We start from the raw sequence: 25,250 nt of genomic DNA, 5'->3' as shown, positions 1-25,250 counted from the left end.
TAAAGTATTTTTAACTATTTAGAGCTCTATCAAGGTCTTCTATTAAATCCTGAGCATCTTCCAAACCCACAGAAAGCCTCACCAAGTCCTCGGTAATTCCCAGGATTTTCTTCTCCTCATCTGGGATGGGCGAAGCCGCGCTGGCTATGGGGTACGTCGCTATGCTCTCAACCCCGCCAAGGCTGGGACCCGGCGTTATTAACCTAAGCGCCTTGAAAAACTTAATAGCAGCATCCCTCCCACCCTTTAACCTAAAGGAAACCACCGCGCCGAACCCGTCGCCGAACAGCCTCTTCGCGATGGAGTGGTGGGGGTGGCTCGGGAGACCCGGATAAATAACCTCAGACACCTTGCCGTGTCCCTCTAGGAATTGGGCAACCTCCATCGCCGTCTTGCACTGCCGCTCAAATCGCACAAAAAGCGTCTTAACACCCCTGAGAGTCAAATACGCCTCAAATGGTTGCATAATGCCGCCAAGCATCGCCCTCCAAATCCACAACTCCTCGAGTAACTCGTGGCGCGAGATCACAGCGACGCCGCCTACCACGTCGTTGTGTCCCCCAATGTATTTAGTAGTAGAGTGCACTACAATGTCGGCGCCATATGAGATGGGGGTTGTGAGCACCGGAGTCGCGAAGGTGTTGTCTACCACCACCACCGCGCCTAGATCCTTCGCCGCCTTTATGATCTCCGGCCCGTCCAACACCTTTAGTAGAGGGTTTGTAATAGTTTCGAAAAAGACCAGCGTGGGCTTTACAGCTTTTAAAGCCTCTATATAGTCATCTGTGTCTGGATAAGTTTTTCGAAGCCTTACGCCGTATTTTTCCAGAGCGTCTAGTAGCCTCAAGGTTGCTCCATAGGCCTCCATAGTAGTGAGTACGGAGGCGTCCGCAGATAGCAAGGAAAGGAATACTGCGGAGAGCGCCGCCATGCCGCTGTTAAAAGCCAGAGAATCCACACCGTGTTCAAGATTGGCAATTACCTCTTCAAGAGGTCTAAGAGTAGGATTCTCCTCGCGGCTGTATTTAAGATCGAACCCACGGTCAGACTTCAGAGCCTCCCCCTCCATTCTGAAAAGCGCAGTCACGTAGATAGGAGGTTGCAACGCGCCGTGGGGGTCCGAGTACTTATACCCCCTCACGGCGAGGGTAGCCCTCCGCATTTGACACGTCGAGAAATACCTATATAAATTTTCCTCAACCTATAAAAACAGTGACAAACAATATATAGTTAATAAAACCTAAATAGATAAAAGATAAATAGGCATTCTGAATACGCTAATGCACACTTCAATATAATTAACAAGATTTGGGCGCGTTTTATTTATAAATACGCCAACTAAGCCATGTCGTGGCCAGAGAAGCGTTAATACTCGACAGCAACGATGACCTCGCCGCCCAGCTCGCCACAATCCTGACGGAAAACGGATACGTGGCGAGAATTCTGACGACGAGAGAACGCGCCAAGACATTTGAAAAGATACCAGTCTACATCCACACAATTCTCGAAAACTATGAACGAGTAGTAAAAGAACTAGACTTTTCACATATAGAAATCGCCGTGTTTGCCTCTCCAAATGACATGTTAAACCTCACCATGGCAAAACTAGCCAGATCTCACGGAGTCCCCATTGTCATAATCACGGCAAGGTCAAACCAAGTTATCCAACAAGCAGAAGAGGCAGGTGTCTTAACTATTATTCCACACCACTGCGTCCTCTCCCGCCTATTGCGAATTCTAAATCTCAAATTTACAAAAATAATCCCCATCAAAGGAGAGATCTCTATGCTAGAAATGTTGGTGACATCAGATTCAAAAATCCTCGGCAGAACAATAGGCGATTTAGAAGACGACACGGGAAGTAAAATCACGGTGGTCAGAGGAGACGAGCTGATTACAGCAAGAGAGGCGGAGATCCAAGAGGGCGATTACCTAATAGCGGTGGGGTACCACGCCGAGTTGCAGAGAATCACAGAGTAGGACGTTGCTCGCGCGAGATTTCGGCGTATACCCTATCTAGAAGCGCATATCTCAACTCGTCTTCTTGACGGGGATCCTTTAAAACACCTCTAACGACGACGACGACCCCCCTCATACCTATCTTCTCCACGTCGACGCTGAGCCTCTCAAGTCCGTAATCCTTAGCCACCTGGCTCACCAACTCCTTAACTCTTCTCAAGTCTTGTCCATGGGGCACGAAAAGCCTTATCCTCACCTCGTGACCTTCAGGTGTTTTAACTCTCCTAAAGGGTATCCGCAATAGCGAGGTGTAGGGAATGTAGACGTATTCTCTTCTAGGATCTCTAATTACTATAAATGCGTCCTCCAGCGCGGTGATGTAGCCACGCATGTTGCCAAACTCCAGGTAGTCACCTACATGAAGATCCAAGATGCGTGTGATGAACAGCCCGGTGAGATACTCCGAGAGAATTCTCCAGGTGCCGAGCAACATTATCCCCACTGACACGATGAAAATGGCGAAGACTAGGTAAAAGAGGTGGTGGAGCTGGGCCTGGGGAGAAACAATGGCGAAAAACAGGGAGACGGAGAAGAGAAGTGCCACCAGCTCCAGTATGTAAATCTGCTCTCTGTACATCACCCGGAAGAAAAACCGCCTAATTAGGTAGTATACCAGGGAGAAGGAAACGACGGCGCCGACTACGCCCGCCGCTACCGCGAAGAGATCCATGTATGTATAAAAACAACGCCCTTATAAAATTCAGTACTTAACCCCTCCAAACACCTTCTTTAAAATTTCGTAAAACTCAGCCCCCTCTTCAACCTTGTACAAGGCTCTGTAGATTGCGTCCAGCCTCTCCCTCAGCACCTTCAACTCCACAGACGCCACGTGGATCCTTGTCTGCAACACCGCGTCTGGGTTAACAGATATGCTGTCGATACCAGCGCGGACGAGGAACTCCACAAGCTGGGGGTAGACAGACGGCCCCTGGCCGCATATAGACACGGTGCGCCCCACCTTATGAGCCCTCCTAATAATTTCATAGATCGCCTTCAGCACAGGCGCCTCCCTCTCGTCGAAGTACTTGGGGTTTATCCTCACAAGAAAGTCGTTGTCCCTGTCGACACCGAGGACGAGCTGCGTCAAGTCGTTAGACCCTATGGAGAATCCGTCGAAATACTCGGCGAACTCCTCCACCATCAAGGCAATGGAGGGCACCTCCGACATAGCCCACACCTTGAAGTCGCGATCGCGGTAGAGGCCCTCCTCCTCCAGCAACCTGGCAAACCTCTCAGCCTCCCACACAGTCCTCACAAACGGCGCCATTACCCACACGTTGTTCAGCCCCATCTGCTCTCTAGCCATCTTCACAGCCCTGAGCTCTAGGCGGAAGGCCTTCTCGTACTGCGGCGAGACGTAGCGCGACACACCGCGCCAGCCCAGCATGGGGTTGCGCTCCTCCGGCTCGAACTTCTCGCCACCCTCCAGCCCCCTGTATTCATTAGTCTTGAAGTCGCTAAACCTCACCACAACAGGCCTGGGGTATATGGCGGAGGCTACCTTGGCAATTCCCTCAGCCATCTTAGTCACAAATTTATGCTCCTGGCCGATGGACAGTAAGTATACGGGGTGTTGACTAATCCAGCTCGAAATAACAAACTCAATGCGCATGAGGCCAATCCCGTCGAAGGGCAGATCCTTGTACTCGTCTATTTTATCGGGCTCGCCTAGGTTCATGTATACCTTGGTGCCCGTGGGCACGGCCCGGTATATGTGTAGTATGATTTCCCTCGGCGGCGCAACAACCTCCACAGCCTTCGCCTCCTCCTTCTTCGCCACGGCGCCTTGCAACACCACCCCTTTACTTCCATCCACGGTATAAACCACCCCATCTTTCAATACCGAGGTGGCGTTCCCGGTCCCCACCACCGCGGGTATACCTAACTCTCTACTCACAATAGCGGCGTGAGACGTCCTCCCACCCTCGTCGGTGACGATGGCCGAGGCGATGCGCATATAAGGCACCCAGTCAGGATCAGTCATCTTAGTAACTAGTATATCGCCTTTCCTCAGCTTCTTCTTAGCGTCTTCTAGTGTAAGGCACACCTTGGCGGCTCCCACGGCAACGCCGGGGCTTGCCGGGATCCCCCTAACCACCACAGTCCCCACAGGCACCTCCTCCACAGCCTTGGTAGCTTGCTCAGCCTTACGACTCCACACAGTCTCTGGCCTAACCTGTAGAATGAAGAGGTTTCGGGGGTACTCAATATCGGCGTCCACGGCGAACTCTATATCAACAGGGTGACCATATGTCTCCTCTAGCTTCACCGCCATCTTAGCCAACTCCACCACCTCCTCATCTCTAAGTGCGGGGGAGCTAGCTTTTTCCAGAGAGAGCTCAATCTCTTTAACAAGACCAGCCTCGTCCCTTACAACAGCTACCCTCTTTACCGATATTCTCTTCTCTACTATCTTCCCCGTGGCTTTATCCACAACGTACTCATCTGGTGTGACAATCCCCTTGACGACGCCCTCCCCCAGCCCCCAACTAGCCTCTATCACAACCTTAGACCTGTCGCCGTTGGTTGGGTCAAGGGTAAAAATCACACCTGCGGCTTTTGCGTTTACAAGCTTCTGCACCACCACGGCCATTAAGCTCTTCTCATGGGGGATCCCCATCTTGTCCCGGTAGTACAACGCGCGCGCGGTGTAGAGAGAGCCCCAGACCCTCTTGACATAGTAAATAACGTTCTCGGCACCTCTAACATTGAGATATGTGTCTTGTTGCCCCGCAAAGGAGGCCTCAGGTATGTCCTCAGCAGTTGCGGAGCTCCTAACGGCGACAGCTACATTAGGGACGCCGACGTCATCACACAGCTTCTTATAAGCCTCCACCAGCTCCTTTTCTAAATCCGAGGGAAGAGGCGAGCTCTCAATAAGGCCGCGTATCACCGCACTGGCCTTTTCATACTCGTCGGGTTCGCCGCGGGAGATAAACTCCTTTAGAACTTCCCCAATTTTCTCCTTTAATCCCGTCACCTGGAGGAAATGTAGATACGCCTCAGTTGTCACTACAAAACCGGGAGGCACCTGCACAATGCGAGCCACCTCCCCCAGATTAGCCCCCTTGCCACCCACGATAAGAATATCTTTCTTATCAACTTCATTAAGCCACTTAATGAACCGCATATCGGTGAGTTTACCGCAGTTTTATAAGTATAACTTACTTTATAGATCTATATACTATAATTATAATTAATGATATAGATCTAAGATACAGATAAAATCTATATTTGTAAAAGGTATTATACTATTTTAAACCGAAGAGTTGTTATATTAGCAAACTTCTTATATACCGAGCGATAAACGGCCCTCGACCTCGGCGTCTTTGTGGCCGTCACGACACGCAGAAGCCTTCTGCCGCAGTATATACACCTCTTTAGACTCCCGCTATACATGAGATAGTCAACCCCGCAGTGGACACATCTACCCACTTCGGGTATGAATTCCACGGGGGCCACCTCCACATCAACCCAACCGCCCGTAATCACGACGCCGTCGACTAGAGATGCGAACCGCGGAACAAATTCATAACTAGTGGCCACAAGCACGTCGAAAGGCTTGCGGAATCGCTCTCCAAGAGACCTCACGGTATTCACAATGTCGGCCACATCACGCCCATCCAAGACGACAAATTTAACCCCCTCCACATATTCATTTCTTGAAAAACTAAGCTCTTCTAAAACTCCGTCAGCGCCGCCGGCAAAAGCGGCGTCAAGCCCCTCCTCTCCCAGCTCAGCGCTAACGTATACCTTGATGCCCATCTGCTTTGCCAGCCTTACGGTGGTGGCTATGGAGATGAGCCTAGCCACCTCAACGCCGCAGTCCCCAAACGGCTCTCCAAGAGCTATAGGAACGCCATCTATAGGCGACGAAGTGCACCTCCACGACCCGGCGAAAACAGCCACGGGCGGCCCCCTGGCGTAGGCGAGCTTCATAAACCGACTTAATACTCATGTTTATAGCTGTAGAAATCGGTGGCGTAGCCATAGCTTCGGTCATACGTGCTCTGTAAAAATTAAAACGGGGCTATAGGTGGACCACGTGATTATCCTCGCCAGAGTTTTTGAAGGCCCTAACAACGGGCTGGCTTACGTCCTGGCGCCTATTGAGGATAGGTATAAGGTGGTAACGACGAAGAACCCCTACGAAGATGCCGCGGCGCTGGTCAGCAAAGGTGAGCGGGTAGTGGTGCTTTACAGCCTGTCCACCCCCACATTTGTAGAGGTGTGGCAAGAGATTGCTGTGGTGGCTAGGCGCTTTCCTGTAGTGGCGGGAGGCCCCCACGCCATGGGCGACCCGCTGACCCTACTAAGGCTTGGGGTAAAGTACGTGGTGGTAGGCGACGGAGAGGCGGCCCTGCCCGCCATATTGGATAGGGAAGAGGGGCATAGCGACGAGACGCCGCCCAACGTCTTGACGGTGGAGGACGGGGTGCTTCGGGCGGGGAGGCGGGTATTCGTGGAGCTGACTCAGAGGACGTACAGCAAGGCGCTGGGGGTGTACCCGCCGATTGAGATAGCCAGATCTTGTGGCTATAGATGCGCATTCTGCCAGACGTGGATGCACGGCCCCGTTAGGTACAGGCCGCTGGAAAACGTGGCACAGATGGCCAAGACGTACGTCGGGGTGGGGCGCAGAGAGATTAGGTTTATAGCACCGGTCGGCTTCCTCTACCAATCCAGCGACGGAAAGACGCCCAACGTCGAGGCTCTCGTCGCATTGCTGAAGACAGTGAGGGAGGCCGGGGGGTTGCCCTACCTCGGCACCTTCCCCTCCGAGACAAGGCCCGAGACTGTTACACGAGATGTCCTCTCGGCCTTGAGGAGCCTCCTCGCCAACAAGAGACTCTCCTTTGGGTTGCAGACAGCCTCAGAGAGGCTGTTGCGGCTTACTAAAAGAGGACACGACGTGTCTGTGGTGGAAGAGGCAGTGGCAACGGCGCGTGCCTTTGGCTTCACGCCGGTCGTAGACGTAATAGCTGGTCTGCCCGGCGAAGAGGAGGAAGACGTTGCTGCCACCGTCAGGAAGATGGAGAAGCTGATAGCCATGGGGGCGAGGATTCGGATGCACTACTACGTACCACTACCGGGAACCCCTCTGTGGCTACAAGAACCGCGCCCACCTCACAGACTCTACCAGGAATTTGTAAAGAGGTGGAGGAAGAAGGTTGAGGGGTATTGGGAGGAGCAGATGGCGCTAGGCAGGAGAATACTAGAGACTTACCGAGAGATTGGGAGCTACCTCTCGCGCACCACGCCCAGCTCCACGGCTAGCTGAAGATACCACATAGCCAACCGCCTAGCTAGAAGCCACACGGCCACCTCCCGCGGCGCGCCCACGACCTCCTCAGCGACGCCGACCTGTATCTTATCGACGACCCCCCGGGCGAGTTGCTCCACCACCTCCTCAGCCGACCTGCCGGACATCGCCGAAATTTTTGCAAACGTCTCGGACGTGGGAAAGACCTTGTCTACCCACTCCCCCAGGCCCAGCTCCTCAAGCCGTCTAAAATATGCTCTTACCAACTCGTCAATATTGTTGATACTGGTAGCCATACTCCTCGTAGTAACGCCTAAGCGCCTCCTCCCTCCTCCTCTCCCTCAACTCCGCCAGCCCCGTATCTATCAGCTTGGCGCCGATCAGCCCTATAGCCAGTAGCAAAACAGCCCTAACCACGTTCACGCCCACCACGTACGGATCAGGCACGCCGGAGATCTTAGCAGTCATTGTCTGGCCCAGAATGGGAGCTGTGATGTTCAACGTGGCCTTGGGCACCCCGGCGAAGTAGAGCACCGCGGCGTTTACCACAGCAAAGGCGACAAGCGCCGAGCCGACTACCAGAAACGCCAAGGCGGACGCGTAGAGCTTCATGCCAACACCGTCAAGGCACCTATTTATCTGTGACGTTTCTACAGAGATCGTAGAACCAAGGCACGTCCACCGCATCCAGCCGCCACCTCTGCCTCACAAAACTCCGCTCCGGAGTTGTATACACGCCGCTTCTATACGCATAGTAGCCTGTCAAGGCAATCATAGCCCCGTTGTCGCCGGCGTATTCGTCAGGTACGATTCTCACATCGATCCCGTAATCCCTCCCAATGTGGAAAAGCACATCTCTCAACCTCCTACTCCGCGCCACTCCCCCCGCCACCACCAAATGCCGCTTCTTGGTAAAGGCAATCGCCCTCTCAGTGACTTCAGCCAGCATGTAATACGCCGCCTCCACAAGCGACTTACACACCACAGGCAGAGGCGCCCCCTCCTTAACCAGCTTCAAGGCGTAGGTCGTCAGCCCGGCGTAGGAGAGGTCCTGACCCACAATTGGCATCGGGAAGGGGACCACGCCCCCCGCCCCCTCGGCGCATTTCTCCACAGCCGGGACACCGGGGAACCCGAGGCCGACCTCCCGCGCGAACATGTCAATAGCGTTCCCAATCGCCACGTCAAGAGTCTCCCCAAACACCCTGTAACGCCCCTCAGAGAAGCCTGCGATCACCGTGTGCCCCCCAGAAATCAATAACACAAGCGGGTCACAGGTGGAGGTGGCAAACCGAGCTACCTCTATGTGGGCAACCCCGTGGTGAACAGGGACAATCGGCACCCCCAGCTTTATCGCCAAAGCCCTCGCCAGAACCGCGCCTATCCTCAACGCGGGCCCCAGCCCAGGCCCAGCGGCGTAGGCCACAACTCCAATATCCGACAGCCTCACGCCGTAGGTATCGAGTAGCTGGCGGAGAAGCAGGGGGGCAACCCGCGAATGGTGCTCCGCCGCCTCCCTTGGGTGTATGCCGGCGCCGTGCGGAGGGACGTAGGTCCTCCCAACCTGGCCGACAATCCTACCCTCTTTAACTAGCCCGAGGCTGAAGGTGTGCGCCGTGGACTCGACGCCGAGTACAAACACCTACCTCTGGAACTGGGTGTAGCCGCACTTTCCGCAGTGCCACCTAGGCACAGGCTCCTTGTGGAAAGCCATAACAGAGCCACACTTGGGGCACAGCTTGTTCTTAAATCTAAACACCCCCTTCTGTAGATCGAGCTCGTACCACGTAGCGGCGCGGGGGAGCTTCTTCTCGCTCTTCGCCGGGGCTTTCTTAGACATGGCTACTTCTTCCTCTTCCTCTTCTTCTCTCTACGCTCATTCCTCCTCTTCCGAACCTCCTCTAGCAACTTTTTGCCCTCCTCGCCGAGGTTTCTTGCCAGTATGTAAAGCGGCTCAACAGCCCTGGCCAGCTTAGAGTCGTTGTAAACGTGGATCTCAGCCACGGACTTACCAGCCCCGTACTGGGTCTTAATTCTTCTAATAAAGACGTTAGAGACGTCGACCCCCAGTTGCTTCGACACCCACTCCCTCACGTTTTGACGCGTGGGGGTAGAGGCATTTATGTGAGCCGCCTCCACCAAGAGCTCCCTCCTGCCGAGTAGCTTATTTTCCCTGATATTAATGATGTTGAAAGACTCCGAAGACACGAGGTCCCGGAAGGGGGGCTTTAAAAATTTTGCCCCTAGACGCTAGATCAAGAGGACTTGTCAGGCTCTTCTACGCCTCTCAGCGGGCAGCGCCCTCCTCTGCAGGTAGTCGATTACGCCAACTACAAATGTGGCGCCCACCAGAGCCACCGCCTTATCAATAGAAAACTCCTTATTCACCGGCGCCAGGTAGATGAATAACTCTCTAGCTAATGCGACGAGGGCCACGTCGATGATTTTATACACAACAATACGCTTCTGCTCGATATAGGTAATGAACGTATCTATTAACTCTACAAATACAACTACTAAAAAGACATCAGATAATACGTTGTATATAGAGGCTCCTAAAATGTCAGGAGGCTTGCCAATATTTTGGAATAACTCATAAACTCTGCTAAACGCCATGTAGAGAGATAAAGCTAAAAGAAACGACGTCAACAAGAGGATTAGCAGATAGACTAGGTATTCACCTCTACGTAGAGTTTCCACGATATTCACGCCACCGATAGGGGGCCGCTTAATATACTTTAACATTATATACTCCAGGCGCCGTCTTTGACATGCGGAGAGTGGCGTATAGGAAAAACGTGGTAAAGGTGGCGTTGCTGTACCCGTCGACATACGCCGTGGCGATGTCATCTGCCGTCTTCCACATGCTGTACTTCAAGCTACAAGACGCAGGTTTTTATGTGGAGAGATTTACTGCAGACAGGGGGCCGAGGGGCGTGGAGGACGGCACCCCGCTTAGGGAGTTTGACTACGTAGTGGCAACAGTCCACTACGAGCTTGACTACATCAACATCGTCAAGATGTTTCTAAAAGCCGGCATACCCGCGAGGGCATCTCTCCGCGGCAAGCCGAGGCTCGTTGTGGGAGGCCCTCCGGTCACCGCAAATCCAGAGCCCATGGCAGAGTTCGCCGACGCCATAGTGCTGGGAGAGTTGGAGCCCAATTGGGAGTTGCTAGTGGAGTATATGGCCACTGGGGAGGAGGTGGAGGGGCTCTACTACCCGCATAGGGGCGCGTACCCCGTGGAGATACGCCACGCCAGCGACATGACGTGGCTTGACCACAGACGCATACCGGAGCCCGAGTCCGCCTTCAGCATCTCAGTAGAGCTGGCCAGGGGTTGCCCATACTCATGTCTATTCTGTATGGAAAGTTACATCTCTAAGCCTTATCGGCCTAGAAAATGGGAGGTTGTGTTAAGCGAGGTGACTGGGCTTTATGGAAAATACGGCGTGAGGCCGGCTTTGGTTGCGCTCACGGCAAATGCCCACCCACACTTCAAAGATCTGCTCCGGGAGACTGTAAATAGAGGCCTCCCACTCTCGGTACCTTCTCTACGAGCGGAGCTTCTAGACGACGAATCGCTCAAGCTCATCGCCGAGGTTGGCCAAAAGACGGTTACCATCGCGCCGGAGACAAGCGAGCGGCTTAGGAAGGCGCTGGGGAAGGACATGAGCGACGAAGACGTGGTGAGAGTGGCGAGAAAAGCCGCCGAGCTCGGCCTCAAGATAAAGCTCTACATGTTAGTGGGCGTGCCCTGTGAGAGGGGAGAAGACATAGAGGCGGCTCGGAGGCTCGTGGCTGAGGTGAAGAAGACAGGAGCCCCCCTCTACCTCAGCGTTAACCCCTTCATACCGAAGCCCCAGACCCCCCTCCAGTACCACCCAATGGCCCCTCTGGACTACCTAAAGAGGGCTATTGAGGAAATGGGGAGGGCTCCCCACGACCAGTTCTCCTACTATGATCCTCTGCTGGCCGTCGCGCAGGCGGCAATCGCGCTTGGGGGGAGAGAGGCGGCTCGGCTCATAGAGGGGGCGGCCTTGTCTAACTCGCCAAGGATCTACTGGAGGCGACTGCTCCGCGCCGGCGAGCTGGACTACGTATTCAAGCCGAGGGAAGAGCCTCTGCCTTGGAGCCACGTACGTGGGTTCTACGCGCCGAGTCAGCTGAGGAAGATATACGAGGCTTTTCTAGAAGCTACGTGTAGCTAGGAGAATCCACAGTGCGTTGTTAAAGGCGTGTAGGGCCACCGAGGCCGCGTATCCACCGCCCCGGTACATGAGAGAGAGGGCCAGCCCATATAGCGACGCCAAGAGGGGGTTCGCAGGGTGCAACGCTCCGAAGACCACCACGGAGAATATCCACGAGAGGGGGCTAGGTAGGGTTGTAAACGGTAGCGCTCTAAAAACAAACTCCTCAGCCAGCGGCGCCAAGATAACCGCCTCCCACCACGGAGGTATATAGCTCGGAGGCCCGACGAGGGCTAAGTCCAGCAAGAAGGTAGTCCCGTACACCAGGGCCGCCGCGACGACGTACATAGGCGCCGGCTCTATACGCACCAGCCTCCTGCCGTATATAATCGTTGCAGACAGCACAACCACATAGCCCCAGGGCCTGGGCGTCGCGATCATCAATACAAGAGCCGAGACAAGGCCGGCGATTTTCAGAGGCGAGACGGCGCCCCCATCTTTATAACTCACGGGGTTTTGCAATACATGGCGTATATATATGATGAGGGAGAGCACACGGTGGTGCACATCCCCATAGTCTCCCTTAAAGAGGGAGAGGTGGTTGAAGAGGCTGTGGAGTTTGTAGTGGATAAGGGGGGGAGGGTGGTCAAGGGCCCCCTCGCCTCCCTTCAAGAGGCGTACCACAAGGCGCTGGAGAGCCTATCCCACGCCCTAAGCCAGACAGAGACCCTACTAGACGGGCTTGAGTACAAGCTGGAGATGGAGGAGCCTGTGAAACCCGGCGAGCTGTACGCCGCCTCCTACATGGCGCATGCCCTCTACTACTACGCCGCCCTTCTCCACCAGCTGGGAGACGAGCTGTATAGAAGAGGCTTAATCGCCCACCGCCAAGCCAACTACTCGAGGTATCTGAGGAGGAGGGCGCTTATGCTTAGGAGATATGCGAGAGACATAAGACTCCTCCACGCCACCGTGGTTCAGCTTTCGCTAAACGAATCTATGAAGAAGCTGACTTGGCTCGGCACAATAGCCCTTCCCGCGTTAGTCATAACTAGCTTCTATGGCATGAATCTTGAATGGCTACCGCTGGCTAATCACCCCCTAATTGTATTTGCGTTCCTCGCCATCGCCTCTATATCCTTTGCTTATATACTTAACAAAATTTAAAAAGAGAACCTCCTTCATTTCTGTGTTGCTTCTCCCAAATATCGACTTCCTTGTTGATCCTAGGGAGGCAGTTGAGGCGATTAGGGCGGGCTACTTCGCCGAGGTGAAGTTCCTGCCGAGGCAGGCGTTGACTGTAGGCGACACGTGGTTCGCCCCGATGGTTGGATACATGGCGGGCGCTGGGATAGCTGTGAAGATCGTCGGCATATATCCCAAGGCCACCCCCAGAGTTAAGGCTGTGGTTGCCGTATTCGACCCAGAGTCCGGCGCCCCTCTGGCGTTGATAAATGGGACCCAGCTGACGGGGTGGAGGACAGCCGCCGCCAGCGGCGTAGCGGCCAGGGCCCTTGGCGCCGAGCCCAGCACGGTCGGCATTGTGGGGGCGGGTACGCAGGGCGAGTACCACCTACGCATATTCAAGGCGCTGTACCCAGCGGCCCGGTTTAAAATATTCGACGTCGCACATGAAAAAGCCGCCGAGATGGGGAAGAGATACGGCGCAACTTCCACTTCGCTGTCTGACGTGTTAAAGAGCGATTTGTTGATAGTGGCTACCACGTCGACGGTTCCAATAGTCAAAGGCGCCGAGCTTAGGAAAGGCGCTGTGGTTATTTCTATAGGCGCGCCGCGGCCCGTGAGGGAGATAGACGAAGACGTGAAAAAAATGGCCGGATGCATGCTCGTGGACAATCCCCACGCGGCGGAGGAGACAGACGACGTGGGGCCCACCTGGGTCTACGTCGGCGACTACTTAAAGGGAGCTAGGTGCAACTTCGGCGAGGTGCGGGTATACAAATCTGTTGGAAACCCGCTATTCGACGTCGCGTTCGCCAACTACGTGCTAGAGAAGGCAAAGAAGCTGGGGGTAGGCGTCGAGGTGAGGTGGGACTAGTACTCACTTGGGATAGAGGCACTATACTGCTGGATGGCTACCTACCTCAAGAACTCAAGCGTCTCTCCTTTTTAAAATACGATGGAAGGGTTGGGAAGTACAGAGCCCTGGCTGTGTACTACACCCGCGTCATAGCCACTGCAAAATCCATGGGCCTCAGCGTCGAGGACAGGGTGTGGAATCTCCACTGTAGCGAGGTGAAGGCGGCGTCCGAAATAAAGCTTAGGCCCTACCAACATGAGGCCTTGAAGTCTTGGCTCAAGACGAAGAGAGGCGTCGTGGTGATGCCGACTGGGGCCGGCAAGACCCACGTGGCCATAGCTGCGATCGCCGAGCTGAGGGAGCCAGCCCTCGTGGTGGTGCCCACGGTGGAGCTTGTGGAGCAGTGGCGGGGGAGGCTGTGGCAGTTCTTCCCGGGACGCGTCGGCGTGTGGTACGGCGAGGAGAAGAGGGAGAGTTGCATAACGGTCATCACATACGACTCTGCGTACGCCGCCGTGGAGACGCTCGGCAATAGGTACAAACTTCTGGTTTTCGACGAGGTGCACCACCTCCCCTCCCCCTCCTATAGACAGATAGCGGAGCTGAGCCCGGCGCCGCACCGCCTAGGCCTAACCGCCACGCCGGAGAGAGCCGACGGCCTGCATGTAGATCTGGACTGGCTGGTGGGGCCGGTGGTCTACCGCATATCCGCCTCGGACATAAGGGGGGTGTGGACCGCGGACTACGACATCGAGGTGGTTAAGGTAAGCCTAAAGGAGGATGAGAAGAGGCTCTACAGAGAGCTGGAGGGTAAATATCTAAGCTACTTGAGGAAGAAGGGTTTAAAGTTCAAGTCGCCTTCGGATTTCCAGAAGCTTATCTACCTATCCGGCCGTGACCGCGGGGCTAGGGAGGCGCTGGAGGCCTGGCACCGCATGAGACAGCTCCTATTCGAGACCGAGGCTAAGGTGGACGCAGTGGGCGAGATACTGGCGAGGCACCGCGGTTCGAAGATACTCATATTTACCGAGTACACCTCCCTGGCGAGGGCTGTGTCGGAGCGCTACCTAATCCCCCTAGTGACTCACGACATCCCGCCGCAGGAGAGGGAGCAGGTAATGGCTATGTTTAGGAGAGGCGAGTTGAAGGCCGTGGTGACGGGGAAGGTGCTGGACGAGGGCGTGGATGTCCCCGACGTCGACGTGGTCGTCATCCTCGGAGGGACCTCGAGCACTAGGCAGTTTATCCAGCGGATGGGCAGGGCCTTGAGGCTTAAGCCCCACAAGGCGAAGATATACGAGGTAATCACAGCGAGCACCCGCGAGGTGGACACGGCGCGTAGGCGTAAGAGAGGCGTGTCGTGATTCCGCTAGACTATCTAAGGGTAGTTAGGAGGGGGAGGGAGATAAGGCCTAGGTACCTAGGCGACGAGGCCCTCGCCAGGAAGATCATAGACGCGGCGAGGTCGTCGAAAACCCTTGGAGAATTTAGAAAGGCGGCCGGGGAGGTGGGGGGCGACAAAAAGCTTGCAAGAGGTCTGGCCCACGTCATGGAACAACACATGGTGGTGGAGGAGCTGGACACCAGACTTGTCTCCAGAATTAGACTTGAAGTTTTTAAAACTGCGTCGGCGGCGGGGTACCCCCAGACGCCTGAGGAGCGCGACGCTGTCTTCCAACGCGTCGCGGCCAGGCTCGGGCTGGACGTCGAGGAGGTGAAGAGGCTGTTTACAAAAGCCTATGAGGAAAATAGAGAAATTATAAAAACGCCTGAGATAGAGCCCGGCGAGCTGGTGGCGCTCTACAACCAAGCGCTTATACAAGCACTGCTTTTCAAATCTCTATACGTCAAGGCGAGGATCCCCAACGCGCCGGCAGTGGTGAAGAGCCTTATCCGCGCCGTAAAGGGCTACGGGCTTATGTACATTGCCGAGGAGAGGGGAGGGTGGCTTGAGTTCCACTTCGACGGGCCGGTGTCGGCGCTGAGGCAGACGGAGCGCTACGGCACGCGCCTCGCTAAGCTCGTGCCTTACATCACCTCGGCAGATAGGTGGGAGATAGAGGCAGAGGTGAAGCTGAGAGAGCGGACGTATATGTACAGAGAAAAATGGGACACGGCGCCCAGGCTACCCAAGTCCCTGCCCCCCTCGGAGCAGTTCGACAGCGCAGTTGAGCAAGAGTTCTACAGACAAGTCTCGAGGCTATGCCGAGTGGAGCGGGAGCCCGAGGCCCTGGTGGTGGAGGGCAAGGTCTACATCCCCGACTTCAAGATAGGCGAACTCTACGTGGAGATAGTGGGCTTCTGGACCCCCGACTACCTCAGGCGGAAGTACGAAAAGCTGATAAAGGTGGGGAAGCCCCTCCTCGTCTTAGTCTCCGAGGAGCTCGCCATGGCCACGTGGAAGGAGCTCCTCCCAAACGTCGTCGTTTTTAAAGATAGGCCTAGGATAAGCGACGTCTATAAATACATCAAGCCCCACTGCGTCAGTAGTAGTCGCCGAGAAGCCACCAATTCCCAAGACTAACCTCCACAAGCCCATTCTCCCTAGCAATCTTCAACGCAGTTTCCGCGTGTCTAACCGACGTGGGTGGAAGATCACGCATCATGTAGTCTGGGTGGAAGGCCAGGAAGCGGGTTGGCACCTCCGGCTCGATCCGGGCGATGAACTTAGTCAAGAGGTCCACCTCGACCTCGTCCACGTAGCCAGGCACGAGGAGAATAGAGGCCACCACGAGGGGCACCTCCGGCCTTTCTCTAAACCTCCTAGCGGCAACTTTGAAATTCCTCAAGACTATGTCAACCTCTCCGCCGGTCAACGCCTTGTAGACACTCGGCGTGAACGCCTTTAGGTCAAACTTAACAATGCCGCCGGTCTTAAGAGAGCTCTCCACAACCTTATCCAGCAGGTGGGGAGCCAGCTGGCCGCTCGTCTCCCAACACACCCTAACCCCCCTCTCGGCTGCCCTCCTCGCCACGAGAAGGGCGTGCACCGTCTGCGGCGCCGGGTCGCCCCCGAAGAAGCAGACGCAAGTCACCCTCCCGCCCATGGCGGCTTCCAGCTCCTCCACAGATACTAACTTCGGCTTGGCGGGGTACTCCCTGTATTGCCAGTTTTGGCAGAAAAGGCAGTCGAGGCTACACGCCCCGTAGAAAACCGCCAGGTTGTAGTACCCCACCTCGCCCCACGGCGTCTTGGCGTATTTGGGATACCCCCTGCCGGTGGAGGCAGGGCATACCCAGTCCGCCACGCAGTTAGTCGGAATGGGGTCGTAGTAGTAGGATAACACGCCGATAGAAACACCGCCGCCCGGCCTCACGAGTCTGCCGCCTGTGCTCCTCACCAGTCCGCAGTAGCCGACGCCGCCCTCAGGCACGAGGCACCCCCTGCCACATATTCCACACTGCACGCCACTACCTGGGGGCTCCGCTGGGAGTCTAAATTTAGATCTGCTAATTACATGCGCCCTCTTGGCGATCTCCAGCGCCTTCCCAGGTCTGGATCTGAGGCAATCTACGCAGACCCCCAAACTATCCGAAATGGTAACGCTACTCCTTCCACAAAGTTTACAAATACCCACGAAAAAATGGGGGTGGAGATATTTGAGCTTAAACCGGCGGCGCGGTGACTCCGAACTTCGTCTTCCACTCCTCGTACGCCTTCTGCTCCTCTGGCGAGAGGGCTTTGCCGAATCTGTACCACCCCTTCTTAGCCTTAAACTCCGCAGGCGCCTCGCTCACCTTGTAAATACACTTCACAGGACACACAGCTACACAGGAGAAGTCGTCTTTACACATCTCCCATATTAATCTAGCTTTGCCGTTATCGTCAAGCTCGAGCGCCTGGTACGGACAAGCTGCGACACACGCGCCGCAGCTTATACACGTATCTTGATCTATCAACACCCTCTGGTATTTTGTTAATTCTGCCATGTGTCAGGGAGAACACAAGTTCTATTTATACAGCCACGTAAAAAATTGAAGCAGAGGCCTCTGCAACATTTTAACTAATAAATACAGGAGGCTTCTCAAAGCTATGGCCCTCAGAGTTACTGTGTCCTTCAGCTACACCGGCGGCTCGATATGCGGAGAAATTGTGGGAATGAACATGGGACACGCCGTCCTCGCAGATAAGGAACTCTCTATGCTAAAGTGCGAGCCGTGTGAAATCGCCATGAGATACGGCGCGGTGATAGTGGGTGGAAAGATATGCGAAGACAAGGCGTTAATTGTACTAATTGCCAACACCTTTCAGCTCTCAAGGATATTAAAAGAAATGCATGAACTAGGGCTAAAACCAAGAGTGGTGGGCAGGGCTAAATATATAAAAGAGCCCGACCTCACTGAGGATCAGCTCAGGCTTATAGAACTGGCCTATAAACTTGGGTACTTCGACGAGAGTAGAAAGGTGTCGTTAAAAGACCTCGCCTCGATGATCGGCGTCTCCCCATCCGCGGCTGACAGAAAACTAAGGAGGGGTCTGAAGAAAATAGTGGAGTTCTACCTAAGCCGCTACGGCAGAGGAGATCATTTATAGAGGATTTACAAAATGCCGGCGGCAACGCGCCTCGTAAGAATCCCCACCGCCGACTAAGATACGGGGGCTGTCCCTCGGCGCAGGCACGCCGTTTACAAGCCGCTGAGTCCTCGTCGCGGGTCTTCCACATACCTTACACACGGCGGTGAGGGAGATGACCCTATCCGCGTAGGCCATGACCCTAGCCGTCGTTTCGAAAGGCTCCCCTCTGAAGTCCAGGTTTAGACCCGCCGCGATTACAACCCTCCCGTTGGCTAAGCTGTTCAACACCTCGGCCAGCTGAACGGGGAAGAACTGAATCTCGTCCACAGCGACTACGTCGTACTCAACACCCATCTTGCCAATTGCCTCGACGCCCTCCTCGCTGGGAGGCACCACAACGGCGCCGAACCTAAGCCCGTTATGCGCCGCCACCTTCGACGCGTCATATCTCGAATCAATAGAAGGCTTGAAAACCACGGCCCTCCTACCGGCTATGACGTGTCTCTCAACCCTCCTAATAAGCTCCGTCGTCTTGCCAGCAAACATGGGGCCCACAATGACAATAAGCACGGATAGACACAGCCCCCTCAATATATAAGAAATAGATAGTAAACAACAGATAGCGCGGTGAACACAACCGCGGCCCTCGCAAGGAGGCGGTAGACCAAGGCGATATCGGCGTTGTAGTACTCACGGGTCAAAACTAGACATGAATGTGCGGGGCTCAGCATGACGCCGAGGAAACCCCCGGCGAACGCCAGCGCCAACATAGGTCCGTGGATAAGAGGTGCGATGGAGGGAAAGGCGAGGCCGGCAAAGGCGAACTCCACACCGGTGGCCAGCCCTATGGCGAACGGAATGGCGAAGACCGCGGCCGCCGAGTAGCCGCCGAGCGTAGCCGCCATCTCGGCGCTTAGGTTACTCTCCTTTATGTACTGGGCGAAGATCAGCGAAAACACCAATATAGCCAGAATCCTCGGCGTCGCCGCGTACCTAAGAGAGCCCACCACCAAGTCGACATCAGGCCTCCTCACAGCCAGATAGGCCAGATACACCGCCGCCACGGCCAGAGGGAGAGGCACTACGAACGACAAGACGGCTACGGTGGCTAGAGGCCACAGAGCGGCTAAATCCCTAAACCGGCCCGGAGACTCAACTCTCCTCACCAGCGGAAGCCCGACGGCGAGCCCAGACACAACGGCAAATACCGACGCCGGCCAAGACCACTCCACCACCTGCCACACCGACACCGAGAGGATCGCCGAGGTGATTAAAACCCCTTGGAATAAAGGCCACGTCGGTATCCAGATATGGCGTAGGTAGTAGTTGATAAAGGTCTTTTCGTGGTTTTTGAGACCCATCTTTTCATACAGCGGGTCTGCCACGACGGCGCTTATGTAGGCGCCGCCTGGCATGGGGAGAAGGCCGATGGTGGCGGGTATGGAGAACGCCGCTGGCCTCGGCCCAAGGGAAAGCAACCCGCTGGCGATTCGCTCCTTATCCTCCTTCAGTAGGTAGCCAAGAGCCATGGCGAAGTACAGAGACGCCACCACGTAGAGCATAGTTTCGTTGAAGGCGCTGGCGGTGGTCTGCAGGAGACGTTGCGGCCCGAGCGCGGACAGGCCAAACACTAGAGAGCCAACTGCGAGGGATACAGATACGTCCAATCTGCGGGACAGGGTGCCCAGTATAATTATGAGTACAGCCGCCAAAAAAGGTAGGAGCATTAAACCTAGGCCTCTGGCGCGGCGGAGGTTTGCGACGTGGCGTACAGTACCCTCCTCTTGTAGTTTCTAATATTTCTCCTCCTCGGCGTGAGGTTTTTCCTAGGCTTTGCCGGGATTTTCGGAGTCTGGTTCCTCACCTTGCCGGCTTTTGTCAGCGATCCGTGAGATGGCATGATTGAAAAAACTGCCCCAGTTAAAAACTTTTTCAATCAGCCCACCAGGGGGCGGACACCTCCGCGGGGCACCTCCTGGGCGACAGCGCCTTTATGTCGAGGACGGGGGTGCCGTCGAAGAGATCAACGCCGTCTAAGTGTAGAAGCCTGCCCTCGCGCCTTACCAAGCGGGCTATGGTGATGCCTATGGGGTTAGGCCTGTCTGGGCTGTCGGTGGCGAAGACCCCCACCTCAGGCGCGTCCTCCACCCGCTTGGGTCTCACCTTGAGGGGGCGGCCTCTAAATTTGTGGAGCCATGCCACGATTATGACGTGGCTGAACTCCTCAATACCTGCCAGCCCCTCTTCGAACTGCGGCAGAACCTCAACCACGGCGTCTACAAACCTCCTGCTCCTCACCTCCTCGTCGCTGTACCTATGCCTTACGTATCCAATCGGCTCGAAACACTCCATAACCAATTTAAGACCCCTGTTTAAAAGCCCACCGTGACCCAAGACGCCGTGGTGGCGGCGGTGCTTATACTCCTCGTGGTGGGGGGCATGGCGGCTAGGCCCCTCTACCCCAAGTTGCCCACGTGGTCCCTCATGTCGCTAGCCGCCTTTATAGCTGTGTTCATAGGCCCGCTGTCTGTAGACGACGTGCCGCACGTGGTGAATTTCGAGGTGGTGCTCTTCCTAGTGGGGATGTTTTCAATAGTTGCCCTGGCGGAGCTAAGCGGGTTGCTAGACGCATTCGCCTACTGGTTCATATCTCTGTTCAAGACCAGGTTGGCTATATACGTGGCGTCGTCCCTCCTCTTCGGCCTCCTCTCGGCCTTCGCGGTTAACGACACGGTGGCCCTTATGGGTCCCCCGGTGGCGGCTACTATTGCACGAGCGGCGGGGATCGAACACCGCCACATGTTTCTACTACTCGCCTTCTCCCTCACCACCGGCTCGGTGATGACGCCGATTGGAAACCCCCAGAATATGTTGATCGCCGTGGAGTCCGGGATCAAGGCCCCCTTCATAACCTTCCTCCAGTACCTAGCCGTGCCCACCCTGATAAACCTAGTGGCCACCCCACTACTCCTCTTCAAAATCCTCGGTATTAAAAACGGGAGGGTGGAGTACTCGGCCGTGCCGCTGGAGTTGATACGAAACACCCGCGACGCCGCGGTGGCGGCCGCGGCTCTGCTGGGCACGGTGGTTGCCATGGTTCTGAACGACCTAGCCGCGCTGTCGGGACAGCCACATATCCACAACATAGGCTTCATACCGTTCGTTGCCGCGTCTTTCCTCTACTTCTTCGCCACGTCCCCCCGGGAGGTCCTCGCCCGGGTGGAGTGGGGTACCATAGTCTTCTTCATGACGATGTTTATCACAATGGAAGCCATATGGCGCGGCGGCGTACTCCAGCCGTTTATATCAGCCGTCCTCTCCGCCTACCAAGGCGGGCCCAGCGACATACTAGCCATAGCCCTCATATCAATAGCCCTGAGCCAAGTCCTCAGCAACGTCCCCTTTGTAAACCTCTTCGCCACTTACCTACACCATCTGGGGGTCGAGGACCCCAAGGCCTGGGCGGCCCTCGCCATGGCCTCCACCATAGCTGGCAACTTAACCCTTCTGGGCGCCGCCTCCAACATCATTATTCTCGAGGTTTTGGAGACGAGATTCCACTCCACCATAACCTTTGCCCAGTTTATGAAGTACGGGGCGCTCGTGACTGCTCTAGACCTGACGGTTTACCTCCCCTTCCTCCTCATCTAAGCGCTACCTTGATCTCGCGGAGGAAGGCCAGGGCCTCCTCTGGGCTTTTCTGCAAACGCCTCATGAAGGCTGTGCCTACAACAACGCCGTCCGCCCCGGCCTCCACAAGCCTAGCCGCCTTAGCGGGGGCGTCCACGGCGAAGCCAGCCACGATGTAGACGTCGCCCACCAGCTGGCGGATTATCCTGACGTTCCTCTCAACATAGACGGGGAGCTCGATCCCTGTGGCTGCGTAGAGGCCGAGGTATATGAAGTCGGGCTCCGCGGCGGCGAGCCTCTCCACCAGTTTGTGCGGGAACTTCCCCGGCACGAAGAACACCGGGGCGAGTCCGAACTCTCTGCACAGCTTTATGTAAGTATCGAAGTCCTCGTGGAAGTCTATCAGCAGGTCGGGGGTCAGCACCCCCCTGGCGCCCACCTCGGCCGCCAGGTTGAAGAGCTTCGTGGGGTTGGCTCGGTAGTCTTCCCAGTACGCCATGGCGTAGGTCGGCACCTCAGGCCTCAGCCACGTAGGGGTCTCCACCTCTCTATGGGCCTTTCTGATGTAGGGGCCGTCATACTTGGGGTTTCGGGTGGGAACGCCTAGCTCGTAGAAGTCTACAACGCCGCCAAGCTCCTTCACCACCCTCCCGTAGATCTCTCTGTTGGGCCAGCCCGCGACGAGGTACACCCCGAGGCCGGGTCTGCGCAACATGTCACGCCAGGTCGATGAAGTTTTTTATAATTCTCAGCCCGTGGGGGGTGCCTATGGACTCGGGGTGGAACTGAACGCCGAATGTGGGGTGCTCCACATGTCTAATGCCCATTATCTCCCCGTCATCCAGCGAGACGGCCTCCACCTTCAGCACGGCAGGTGGGTCGTCGATTACGAGGCTGTGGTATCTCATCGCCTTGAAGACCTCGGGCACCCCTAGGTACAGCACCCCCCCGTAGTGTCGCACCTCGCTCGTCTTGCCGTGTTTAATCGTGCGGGCTCTCCGCACCTTCGCGCCGAACACCACGCCGATGATTTGATGCCCCATACATACGCCGAGTATGGGCACCCTGCCGGAGAACTCCCGGACGATGTCCGGCGACGCTCCCACGTCTCTGGGATTCTCCGGGTGGCCCGGCCCAGGCGATATAATTATCCTATCCGGCCTAATCCTCTCCACGAGCTTCACAGACACCTCGTCATTGCGCAGGACGATCGGCCTGCTACCAGCCTCGGCTACGTAGTGGGCGATGTTGTAGACAAAGCTGTCGTAGTTGTCGACGATGAGTGTCAGGTCCATACCCCCAGCGCCTCGCGGAGCGCCCTCAGCTTTGCCTCGGTCTCTCTATACTCCCGCTCGGGGGTGGAGTCGTACACAACGCCGGCCCCCGCCTGTATCCGCAACACTCCGTCGCGGAGGATGGCGGTTCTGATGACAATGGCGAATTCCGATAGCGAAGGCGAGAAGAAGCCCAGCGAACCTGCGTAGAACCCCCTCGGCGAGTCTTCAAGCTCTGCTATTATCTCCATAGCCCTCACCTTAGGCGCCCCCGACACTGTGCCGGCCGGGTGGGTGGCGAACAAGGCATCCACAGGGCTGAACTTCCTCTCAAGCACGCAGGACACCCTAGACACTATGTGCTGCACCCTGCTGTACTTCTCGACGGCGAAGAGCTCGTCCACCTTCACAGTCCCAGGTCTGCACACCCGGCCGAGGTCGTTCCGCGCCAAGTCCACCAACATGTAGTGCTCAGCCAGCTCCTTCTCGTCTCTCAACATGTCCTCCTCCAGCGCCAAGTCCTCCTCCTCAGTGGCCCCCCGGGGCCTTGTCCCGGCGATGGGGTGCGTCTCGGCCCTGTCCCCCTGCACCTTAACCAACAGCTCTGGCGAGGTGCCCAGAAGGTGTAGCCCCCTCCACCTCACGAAGAACATATAGGGCGACGGGTTGGCGGAGGCGAGGGAGGTATACAGCGCAAAGACGTCGCCAGCCACGGCGTAGTCAAGATATCTAGAAAGCACTACCTGGAAAATCTCCCCCTCCTCAATCCTCCTCCTAGCCTCCCCAACCCACCTCTTAAACGAAGCCTCGTCTGTACCCGCCACCGGGCCCCTCACGGCAAGCGGCTCCTCCCCCATACGCCCCAGCCGGGGCAATTCGCCGTGGACATAGGCCCGCCCAAGCAACTTGTCGTAGAGCACCCACCCCGCCGGCTTCACGAAGAAGGCCGCGGGCAGAGACCTATCCACCTTGCCGTAGCGGAGGAGGATAGGCTCTACATACGCCGACGCGTCGTAAGATACGGCGCCGATCACCACGTCGCCCCCAAAGGGAGAGGCGAAGCGCTCAAGCTCTCTATAAGCTCTGTACGTCACGTCGTAGACGTCGGCCCCCCATGATACGTACTCTCTAGAAATTCCCCACGCCACTAGGCTAAAGCGGCTGCGTTCAGCATATCCCGTGCCCGACTCCAGAAGGGCCACGAACTCCTCACCATCCCAGTACAGCCCCCCGGCCAGCTCTCTAGGCGGGGGGAGCTTAGACAGAGGGACCTTCCTCATCTCCTCGACGCCTCCACCGCCTCTACAAGCTTTCTATACGCCGCGCCGTCGCCTATGGTCTTCATAGCCAGCTCAAAGCCGTCCCGCGGGTCCCCCACCACGCCTGCGACGTAGAGTGCAAACGCGGCGTTCACCGCAATAGCTACGGTTGCCTCCCTATCCTCCCCCCTCAGCCCCGCCAGCGCCCTAGCCACAGCCTCCTCCCTGCTACTGACCCGGGGGAGCGGCACGGCTGGGGCACCTAAGTCCGCGGGCTCCACCCTATACCTCTCCACCCTCCCACCACGCACCTCGTAAACCACAGTCTCGCCTTCTGTAGACACCTCGTCCACCCCAGATCCGTGGACAACGACGGCGTGTTCAAACCCCAGCTCAGCCGCCGCGCCGGACAACACCTCCAGCAGACGCGGCTCCGCCACGCCTATCAACTGCCTCCTCACCAGCCCGGGGTTCGCCAGAGGCCCCACGAGGTTGAAAATAGTGCGGAAGGGCAACTGCCTCCTCACCGGGGCCACTTTTGCAAACGCCGGGTGGTACCTCGGCGCGAAGACAAAGGCAAACCCCACATACTCAACCAGCTCCGCCGCCCTCTCGGGGCCGAGCTCCAGGTTGTACCCCACCGCCTCCATAAAATCAGCGCTACCGAACATCCCCGACGCGGAGCGGTTGCCGTGCTTCAGCACCCTCGCCCCAGACGCAGCGGCCACGATCGCAGCCGCTGTGGAGAGGTTAATCGTCCCGGCGCCGTCCCCGCCAGTTCCCGCAGTGTCAATAGCGTCCAACCTTAGGGGGACCCTCACGGCGAATTCCCTCGCCATTTTCACAAAGCCGGCCACCTCCTCTGCGGACTCGCCCCTAACCCTCATGGCGGTGAGGGAGGCCGCCACCTCGACGTCGCTCATAGAGCCGGAGAGAATGAACTTGCCCAGAGCGTAGGCCTCTTCGGAGGTGAGCGTCTGGCCGTTGCCCAGTTTTCTAAGGAGTGTCTTTAGATCCACCCCGAATGCATAAAGGCCATAAAAGCCCTATATATAAAT

At 56.4% G+C, this 25,250-nt stretch carries 30 protein-coding genes; 9 read left to right on the top strand and 21 right to left on the bottom strand.

What is annotated here, in order from left to right; genetic code table 11:
- Positions 1–10: 10 nt before the first annotated feature.
- A complete protein-coding gene (locus tag P186_RS05455) occupies positions 11–1,162 on the bottom strand; it encodes a cystathionine gamma-synthase family protein (RefSeq protein ID WP_014288445.1) in 1,152 nt (383 codons plus the stop codon).
- A 188-nt stretch (positions 1,163–1,350) separates the two neighbouring features.
- On the opposite strand from P186_RS05455, the gene P186_RS05450 reads away from it, so the two are divergent.
- Positions 1,351–1,980 carry a TrkA C-terminal domain-containing protein gene (locus tag P186_RS05450; RefSeq protein ID WP_014288444.1) on the top strand — a complete coding sequence of 210 codons (630 nt, stop codon included), beginning with the start codon at positions 1,351–1,353 and terminating at the stop codon, positions 1,978–1,980.
- Here the strand turns inward: P186_RS05450 and P186_RS05445 are convergent.
- The 3 genes from P186_RS05445 to P186_RS05435 form a co-directional block, all read right to left on the bottom strand.
- Positions 1,970–2,689: a mechanosensitive ion channel domain-containing protein gene (locus tag P186_RS05445; protein WP_014288443.1), complete on the bottom strand. Its 720-nt coding sequence runs from the start codon at positions 2,687–2,689 to the stop codon at positions 1,970–1,972. The genes P186_RS05450 and P186_RS05445 overlap by 11 nt on opposite strands.
- A gap of 30 nt (positions 2,690–2,719) precedes the next feature.
- Positions 2,720–5,149, bottom strand: coding sequence for a phosphoenolpyruvate synthase (ppsA, locus tag P186_RS05440; RefSeq protein ID WP_014288442.1), 2,430 nt, complete (start codon positions 5,147–5,149; stop codon positions 2,720–2,722).
- Positions 5,150–5,265: 116 nt separating this feature from the next.
- A complete protein-coding gene (locus tag P186_RS05435) occupies positions 5,266–5,958 on the bottom strand; it encodes a hypothetical protein (RefSeq protein WP_014288441.1) in 693 nt (230 codons plus the stop codon).
- A 106-nt stretch (positions 5,959–6,064) separates the two neighbouring features.
- On the opposite strand from P186_RS05435, the gene P186_RS05430 reads away from it, so the two are divergent.
- On the top strand, positions 6,065–7,300 hold the full coding sequence (locus P186_RS05430) for a TIGR04013 family B12-binding domain/radical SAM domain-containing protein (RefSeq protein WP_148682761.1): 1,236 nt from the start codon (positions 6,065–6,067) through the stop codon (positions 7,298–7,300).
- On the opposite strand, the gene P186_RS05425 is transcribed toward P186_RS05430, so the two are convergent.
- From P186_RS05425 to P186_RS05400, 6 genes are read right to left on the bottom strand one after another with little or no spacing between them, the layout of a single operon-like run.
- Positions 7,261–7,578 (bottom strand): hypothetical protein, encoded by a 318-nt coding sequence (locus P186_RS05425; protein WP_014288439.1) that lies wholly within the window; start codon positions 7,576–7,578, stop codon positions 7,261–7,263. The genes P186_RS05430 and P186_RS05425 overlap by 40 nt on opposite strands.
- Positions 7,553–7,894, bottom strand: coding sequence for a hypothetical protein (locus tag P186_RS05420; RefSeq protein WP_014288438.1), 342 nt, complete (start codon positions 7,892–7,894; stop codon positions 7,553–7,555). The genes P186_RS05425 and P186_RS05420 overlap by 26 nt, the downstream gene beginning before the upstream one ends.
- 19 nt (positions 7,895–7,913) lie before the next feature.
- Complete coding sequence (gene kae1 / locus P186_RS05415) at positions 7,914–8,924, bottom strand: KEOPS complex N(6)-L-threonylcarbamoyladenine synthase Kae1 (RefSeq protein ID WP_014288437.1); 1,011 nt, start codon at positions 8,922–8,924, stop codon at positions 7,914–7,916.
- Positions 8,925–9,122, bottom strand: coding sequence for a 30S ribosomal protein S27ae (locus P186_RS05410; protein ID WP_014288436.1), 198 nt, complete (start codon positions 9,120–9,122; stop codon positions 8,925–8,927).
- Positions 9,123–9,124: 2 nt separating this feature from the next.
- A complete protein-coding gene (locus P186_RS05405) occupies positions 9,125–9,490 on the bottom strand; it encodes a 30S ribosomal protein S24e (RefSeq protein WP_014288435.1) in 366 nt (121 codons plus the stop codon).
- Positions 9,491–9,550: 60 nt separating this feature from the next.
- Positions 9,551–9,991, bottom strand: coding sequence for a phosphate-starvation-inducible PsiE family protein (locus P186_RS05400; protein ID WP_148682760.1), 441 nt, complete (start codon positions 9,989–9,991; stop codon positions 9,551–9,553).
- Between the two features lie 62 nt (positions 9,992–10,053).
- Between P186_RS05400 and P186_RS05395 the strand changes: the two genes are divergently transcribed.
- Positions 10,054–11,493, top strand: a complete 1,440-nt coding sequence (locus P186_RS05395) for a B12-binding domain-containing radical SAM protein (RefSeq protein WP_014288433.1) — start codon at positions 10,054–10,056, stop codon at positions 11,491–11,493.
- Here P186_RS05395 and P186_RS05390 read toward each other — a convergent pair.
- A complete protein-coding gene (locus P186_RS05390; protein WP_014288432.1) occupies positions 11,473–11,982 on the bottom strand; it encodes a CPBP family intramembrane glutamic endopeptidase in 510 nt (169 codons plus the stop codon). The two genes, P186_RS05395 and P186_RS05390, sit on opposite strands and share 21 nt — an antisense overlap.
- Positions 11,983–11,997: 15 nt before the next feature.
- Here P186_RS05390 and P186_RS05385 point away from each other — a divergent pair, with 15 nt between their 5' ends.
- The 4 genes from P186_RS05385 to P186_RS05370 are packed head-to-tail and all read left to right on the top strand — an operon-like array spanning position 11,998 to position 16,037.
- On the top strand, positions 11,998–12,639 hold the full coding sequence (locus tag P186_RS05385) for a CorA family divalent cation transporter (RefSeq protein ID WP_014288431.1): 642 nt from the start codon (positions 11,998–12,000) through the stop codon (positions 12,637–12,639).
- Between the two features lie 22 nt (positions 12,640–12,661).
- Positions 12,662–13,531 carry an ornithine cyclodeaminase family protein gene (locus P186_RS05380; RefSeq protein WP_148682759.1) on the top strand — a complete coding sequence of 290 codons (870 nt, stop codon included), beginning with the start codon at positions 12,662–12,664 and terminating at the stop codon, positions 13,529–13,531.
- Positions 13,522–14,877: a DEAD/DEAH box helicase gene (locus tag P186_RS05375; protein ID WP_014288429.1), complete on the top strand. Its 1,356-nt coding sequence runs from the start codon at positions 13,522–13,524 to the stop codon at positions 14,875–14,877. Before P186_RS05380 ends, P186_RS05375 begins: the two co-directional genes overlap by 10 nt.
- Positions 14,874–16,037, top strand: a complete 1,164-nt coding sequence (locus P186_RS05370) for a DUF790 family protein (RefSeq protein ID WP_014288428.1) — start codon at positions 14,874–14,876, stop codon at positions 16,035–16,037. The genes P186_RS05375 and P186_RS05370 overlap by 4 nt, the downstream gene beginning before the upstream one ends.
- Here the strand turns inward: P186_RS05370 and P186_RS05365 are convergent.
- A complete protein-coding gene (locus tag P186_RS05365; protein WP_148682758.1) occupies positions 15,997–17,091 on the bottom strand; it encodes a radical SAM protein in 1,095 nt (364 codons plus the stop codon). The two genes, P186_RS05370 and P186_RS05365, sit on opposite strands and share 41 nt — an antisense overlap.
- 28 nt (positions 17,092–17,119) lie before the next feature.
- Positions 17,120–17,443 carry a 4Fe-4S dicluster domain-containing protein gene (locus tag P186_RS05360; RefSeq protein ID WP_148682757.1) on the bottom strand — a complete coding sequence of 108 codons (324 nt, stop codon included), beginning with the start codon at positions 17,441–17,443 and terminating at the stop codon, positions 17,120–17,122.
- Between the two features lie 103 nt (positions 17,444–17,546).
- On the opposite strand from P186_RS05360, the gene P186_RS05355 reads away from it, so the two are divergent.
- On the top strand, positions 17,547–18,047 hold the full coding sequence (locus P186_RS05355) for a helix-turn-helix domain-containing protein (protein ID WP_014288425.1): 501 nt from the start codon (positions 17,547–17,549) through the stop codon (positions 18,045–18,047).
- On the opposite strand, the gene P186_RS05350 is transcribed toward P186_RS05355, so the two are convergent.
- The 4 genes from P186_RS05350 to tsaA are packed head-to-tail and all read right to left on the bottom strand — an operon-like array spanning position 18,042 to position 20,381.
- The gene (locus tag P186_RS05350) at positions 18,042–18,599 is read right to left on the bottom strand and encodes a thymidine kinase (RefSeq protein ID WP_148682756.1); all 558 of its coding nucleotides are present in this window, start codon (positions 18,597–18,599) and stop codon (positions 18,042–18,044) included. The two genes, P186_RS05355 and P186_RS05350, sit on opposite strands and share 6 nt — an antisense overlap.
- Before the next feature lie 17 nt (positions 18,600–18,616).
- Entirely contained in the window at positions 18,617–19,756 is a 1,140-nt protein-coding gene (locus tag P186_RS05345) for a DUF401 family protein (protein WP_014288423.1), read from the bottom strand.
- Positions 19,757–19,761: 5 nt separating this feature from the next.
- The gene (locus tag P186_RS05340) at positions 19,762–19,929 is read right to left on the bottom strand and encodes a 30S ribosomal protein S30e (protein WP_014288422.1); all 168 of its coding nucleotides are present in this window, start codon (positions 19,927–19,929) and stop codon (positions 19,762–19,764) included.
- 32 nt (positions 19,930–19,961) lie between these two features.
- Positions 19,962–20,381, bottom strand: coding sequence for a tRNA (N6-threonylcarbamoyladenosine(37)-N6)-methyltransferase TrmO (gene tsaA, locus P186_RS05335; protein ID WP_014288421.1), 420 nt, complete (start codon positions 20,379–20,381; stop codon positions 19,962–19,964).
- A gap of 33 nt (positions 20,382–20,414) precedes the next feature.
- On the opposite strand from tsaA, the gene P186_RS05330 reads away from it, so the two are divergent.
- The gene (locus P186_RS05330; RefSeq protein WP_014288420.1) at positions 20,415–21,680 is read left to right on the top strand and encodes an anion transporter; all 1,266 of its coding nucleotides are present in this window, start codon (positions 20,415–20,417) and stop codon (positions 21,678–21,680) included.
- Here the strand turns inward: P186_RS05330 and trpA are convergent.
- The 4 genes from trpA to trpD are packed head-to-tail and all read right to left on the bottom strand — an operon-like array spanning position 21,673 to position 25,211.
- Positions 21,673–22,374 (bottom strand): tryptophan synthase subunit alpha, encoded by a 702-nt coding sequence (gene trpA, locus P186_RS05325; RefSeq protein WP_014288419.1) that lies wholly within the window; start codon positions 22,372–22,374, stop codon positions 21,673–21,675. The two genes, P186_RS05330 and trpA, sit on opposite strands and share 8 nt — an antisense overlap.
- 1 nt (position 22,375) lies before the next feature.
- Positions 22,376–22,954: an aminodeoxychorismate/anthranilate synthase component II gene (locus tag P186_RS05320; RefSeq protein WP_014288418.1), complete on the bottom strand. Its 579-nt coding sequence runs from the start codon at positions 22,952–22,954 to the stop codon at positions 22,376–22,378.
- Entirely contained in the window at positions 22,945–24,213 is a 1,269-nt protein-coding gene (locus P186_RS05315) for a chorismate-binding protein (RefSeq protein ID WP_014288417.1), read from the bottom strand. The genes P186_RS05320 and P186_RS05315 overlap by 10 nt, the downstream gene beginning before the upstream one ends.
- The gene (gene trpD, locus P186_RS05310; protein WP_014288416.1) at positions 24,210–25,211 is read right to left on the bottom strand and encodes an anthranilate phosphoribosyltransferase; all 1,002 of its coding nucleotides are present in this window, start codon (positions 25,209–25,211) and stop codon (positions 24,210–24,212) included. The genes P186_RS05315 and trpD overlap by 4 nt, the downstream gene beginning before the upstream one ends.
- Positions 25,212–25,250 lie beyond the last annotated feature (39 nt).

It is taken from the genome of Pyrobaculum ferrireducens (assembly GCF_000234805.1).
Lineage (GTDB): Archaea > Thermoproteota > Thermoprotei > Thermoproteales > Thermoproteaceae > Pyrobaculum > Pyrobaculum ferrireducens.
Note: the sequence above shows the minus strand (reverse complement) of the source record. Positions and strands in the feature narration are given on the sequence as shown.

What these genes read in the sequence shown, in the direction of transcription:
- P186_RS05455 (WP_014288445.1), bottom strand. Translation starts at nt 1,162, where the DNA reads ATGCGGAGGGCTACCCTCGCCGTGAGGGGGTATAAGTACTCGGACCCC.
- P186_RS05445 (WP_014288443.1), bottom strand. Translation starts at nt 2,689, where the DNA reads ATGGATCTCTTCGCGGTAGCGGCGGGCGTAGTCGGCGCCGTCGTTTCC.
- ppsA (WP_014288442.1), bottom strand. Translation starts at nt 5,149, where the DNA reads ATGCGGTTCATTAAGTGGCTTAATGAAGTTGATAAGAAAGATATTCTT.
- P186_RS05435 (WP_014288441.1), bottom strand. Translation starts at nt 5,958, where the DNA reads ATGAAGCTCGCCTACGCCAGGGGGCCGCCCGTGGCTGTTTTCGCCGGG.
- P186_RS05425 (WP_014288439.1), bottom strand. Translation starts at nt 7,578, where the DNA reads ATGGCTACCAGTATCAACAATATTGACGAGTTGGTAAGAGCATATTTT.
- P186_RS05420 (WP_014288438.1), bottom strand. Translation starts at nt 7,894, where the DNA reads ATGAAGCTCTACGCGTCCGCCTTGGCGTTTCTGGTAGTCGGCTCGGCG.
- P186_RS05410 (WP_014288436.1), bottom strand. Translation starts at nt 9,122, where the DNA reads ATGTCTAAGAAAGCCCCGGCGAAGAGCGAGAAGAAGCTCCCCCGCGCC.
- P186_RS05395 (WP_014288433.1), top strand. Translation starts at nt 10,054, where the DNA reads ATGCGGAGAGTGGCGTATAGGAAAAACGTGGTAAAGGTGGCGTTGCTG.
- P186_RS05385 (WP_014288431.1), top strand. Translation starts at nt 11,998, where the DNA reads ATGGCGTATATATATGATGAGGGAGAGCACACGGTGGTGCACATCCCC.
- P186_RS05360 (WP_148682757.1), bottom strand. Translation starts at nt 17,443, where the DNA reads ATGGCAGAATTAACAAAATACCAGAGGGTGTTGATAGATCAAGATACG.
- P186_RS05355 (WP_014288425.1), top strand. Translation starts at nt 17,547, where the DNA reads ATGGCCCTCAGAGTTACTGTGTCCTTCAGCTACACCGGCGGCTCGATA.
- P186_RS05345 (WP_014288423.1), bottom strand. Translation starts at nt 19,756, where the DNA reads ATGCTCCTACCTTTTTTGGCGGCTGTACTCATAATTATACTGGGCACC.
- P186_RS05340 (WP_014288422.1), bottom strand. Translation starts at nt 19,929, where the DNA reads ATGCCATCTCACGGATCGCTGACAAAAGCCGGCAAGGTGAGGAACCAG.
- tsaA (WP_014288421.1), bottom strand. Translation starts at nt 20,381, where the DNA reads ATGGAGTGTTTCGAGCCGATTGGATACGTAAGGCATAGGTACAGCGAC.
- trpA (WP_014288419.1), bottom strand. Translation starts at nt 22,374, where the DNA reads ATGTTGCGCAGACCCGGCCTCGGGGTGTACCTCGTCGCGGGCTGGCCC.
- P186_RS05320 (WP_014288418.1), bottom strand. Translation starts at nt 22,954, where the DNA reads ATGGACCTGACACTCATCGTCGACAACTACGACAGCTTTGTCTACAAC.
- P186_RS05315 (WP_014288417.1), bottom strand. Translation starts at nt 24,213, where the DNA reads ATGAGGAAGGTCCCTCTGTCTAAGCTCCCCCCGCCTAGAGAGCTGGCC.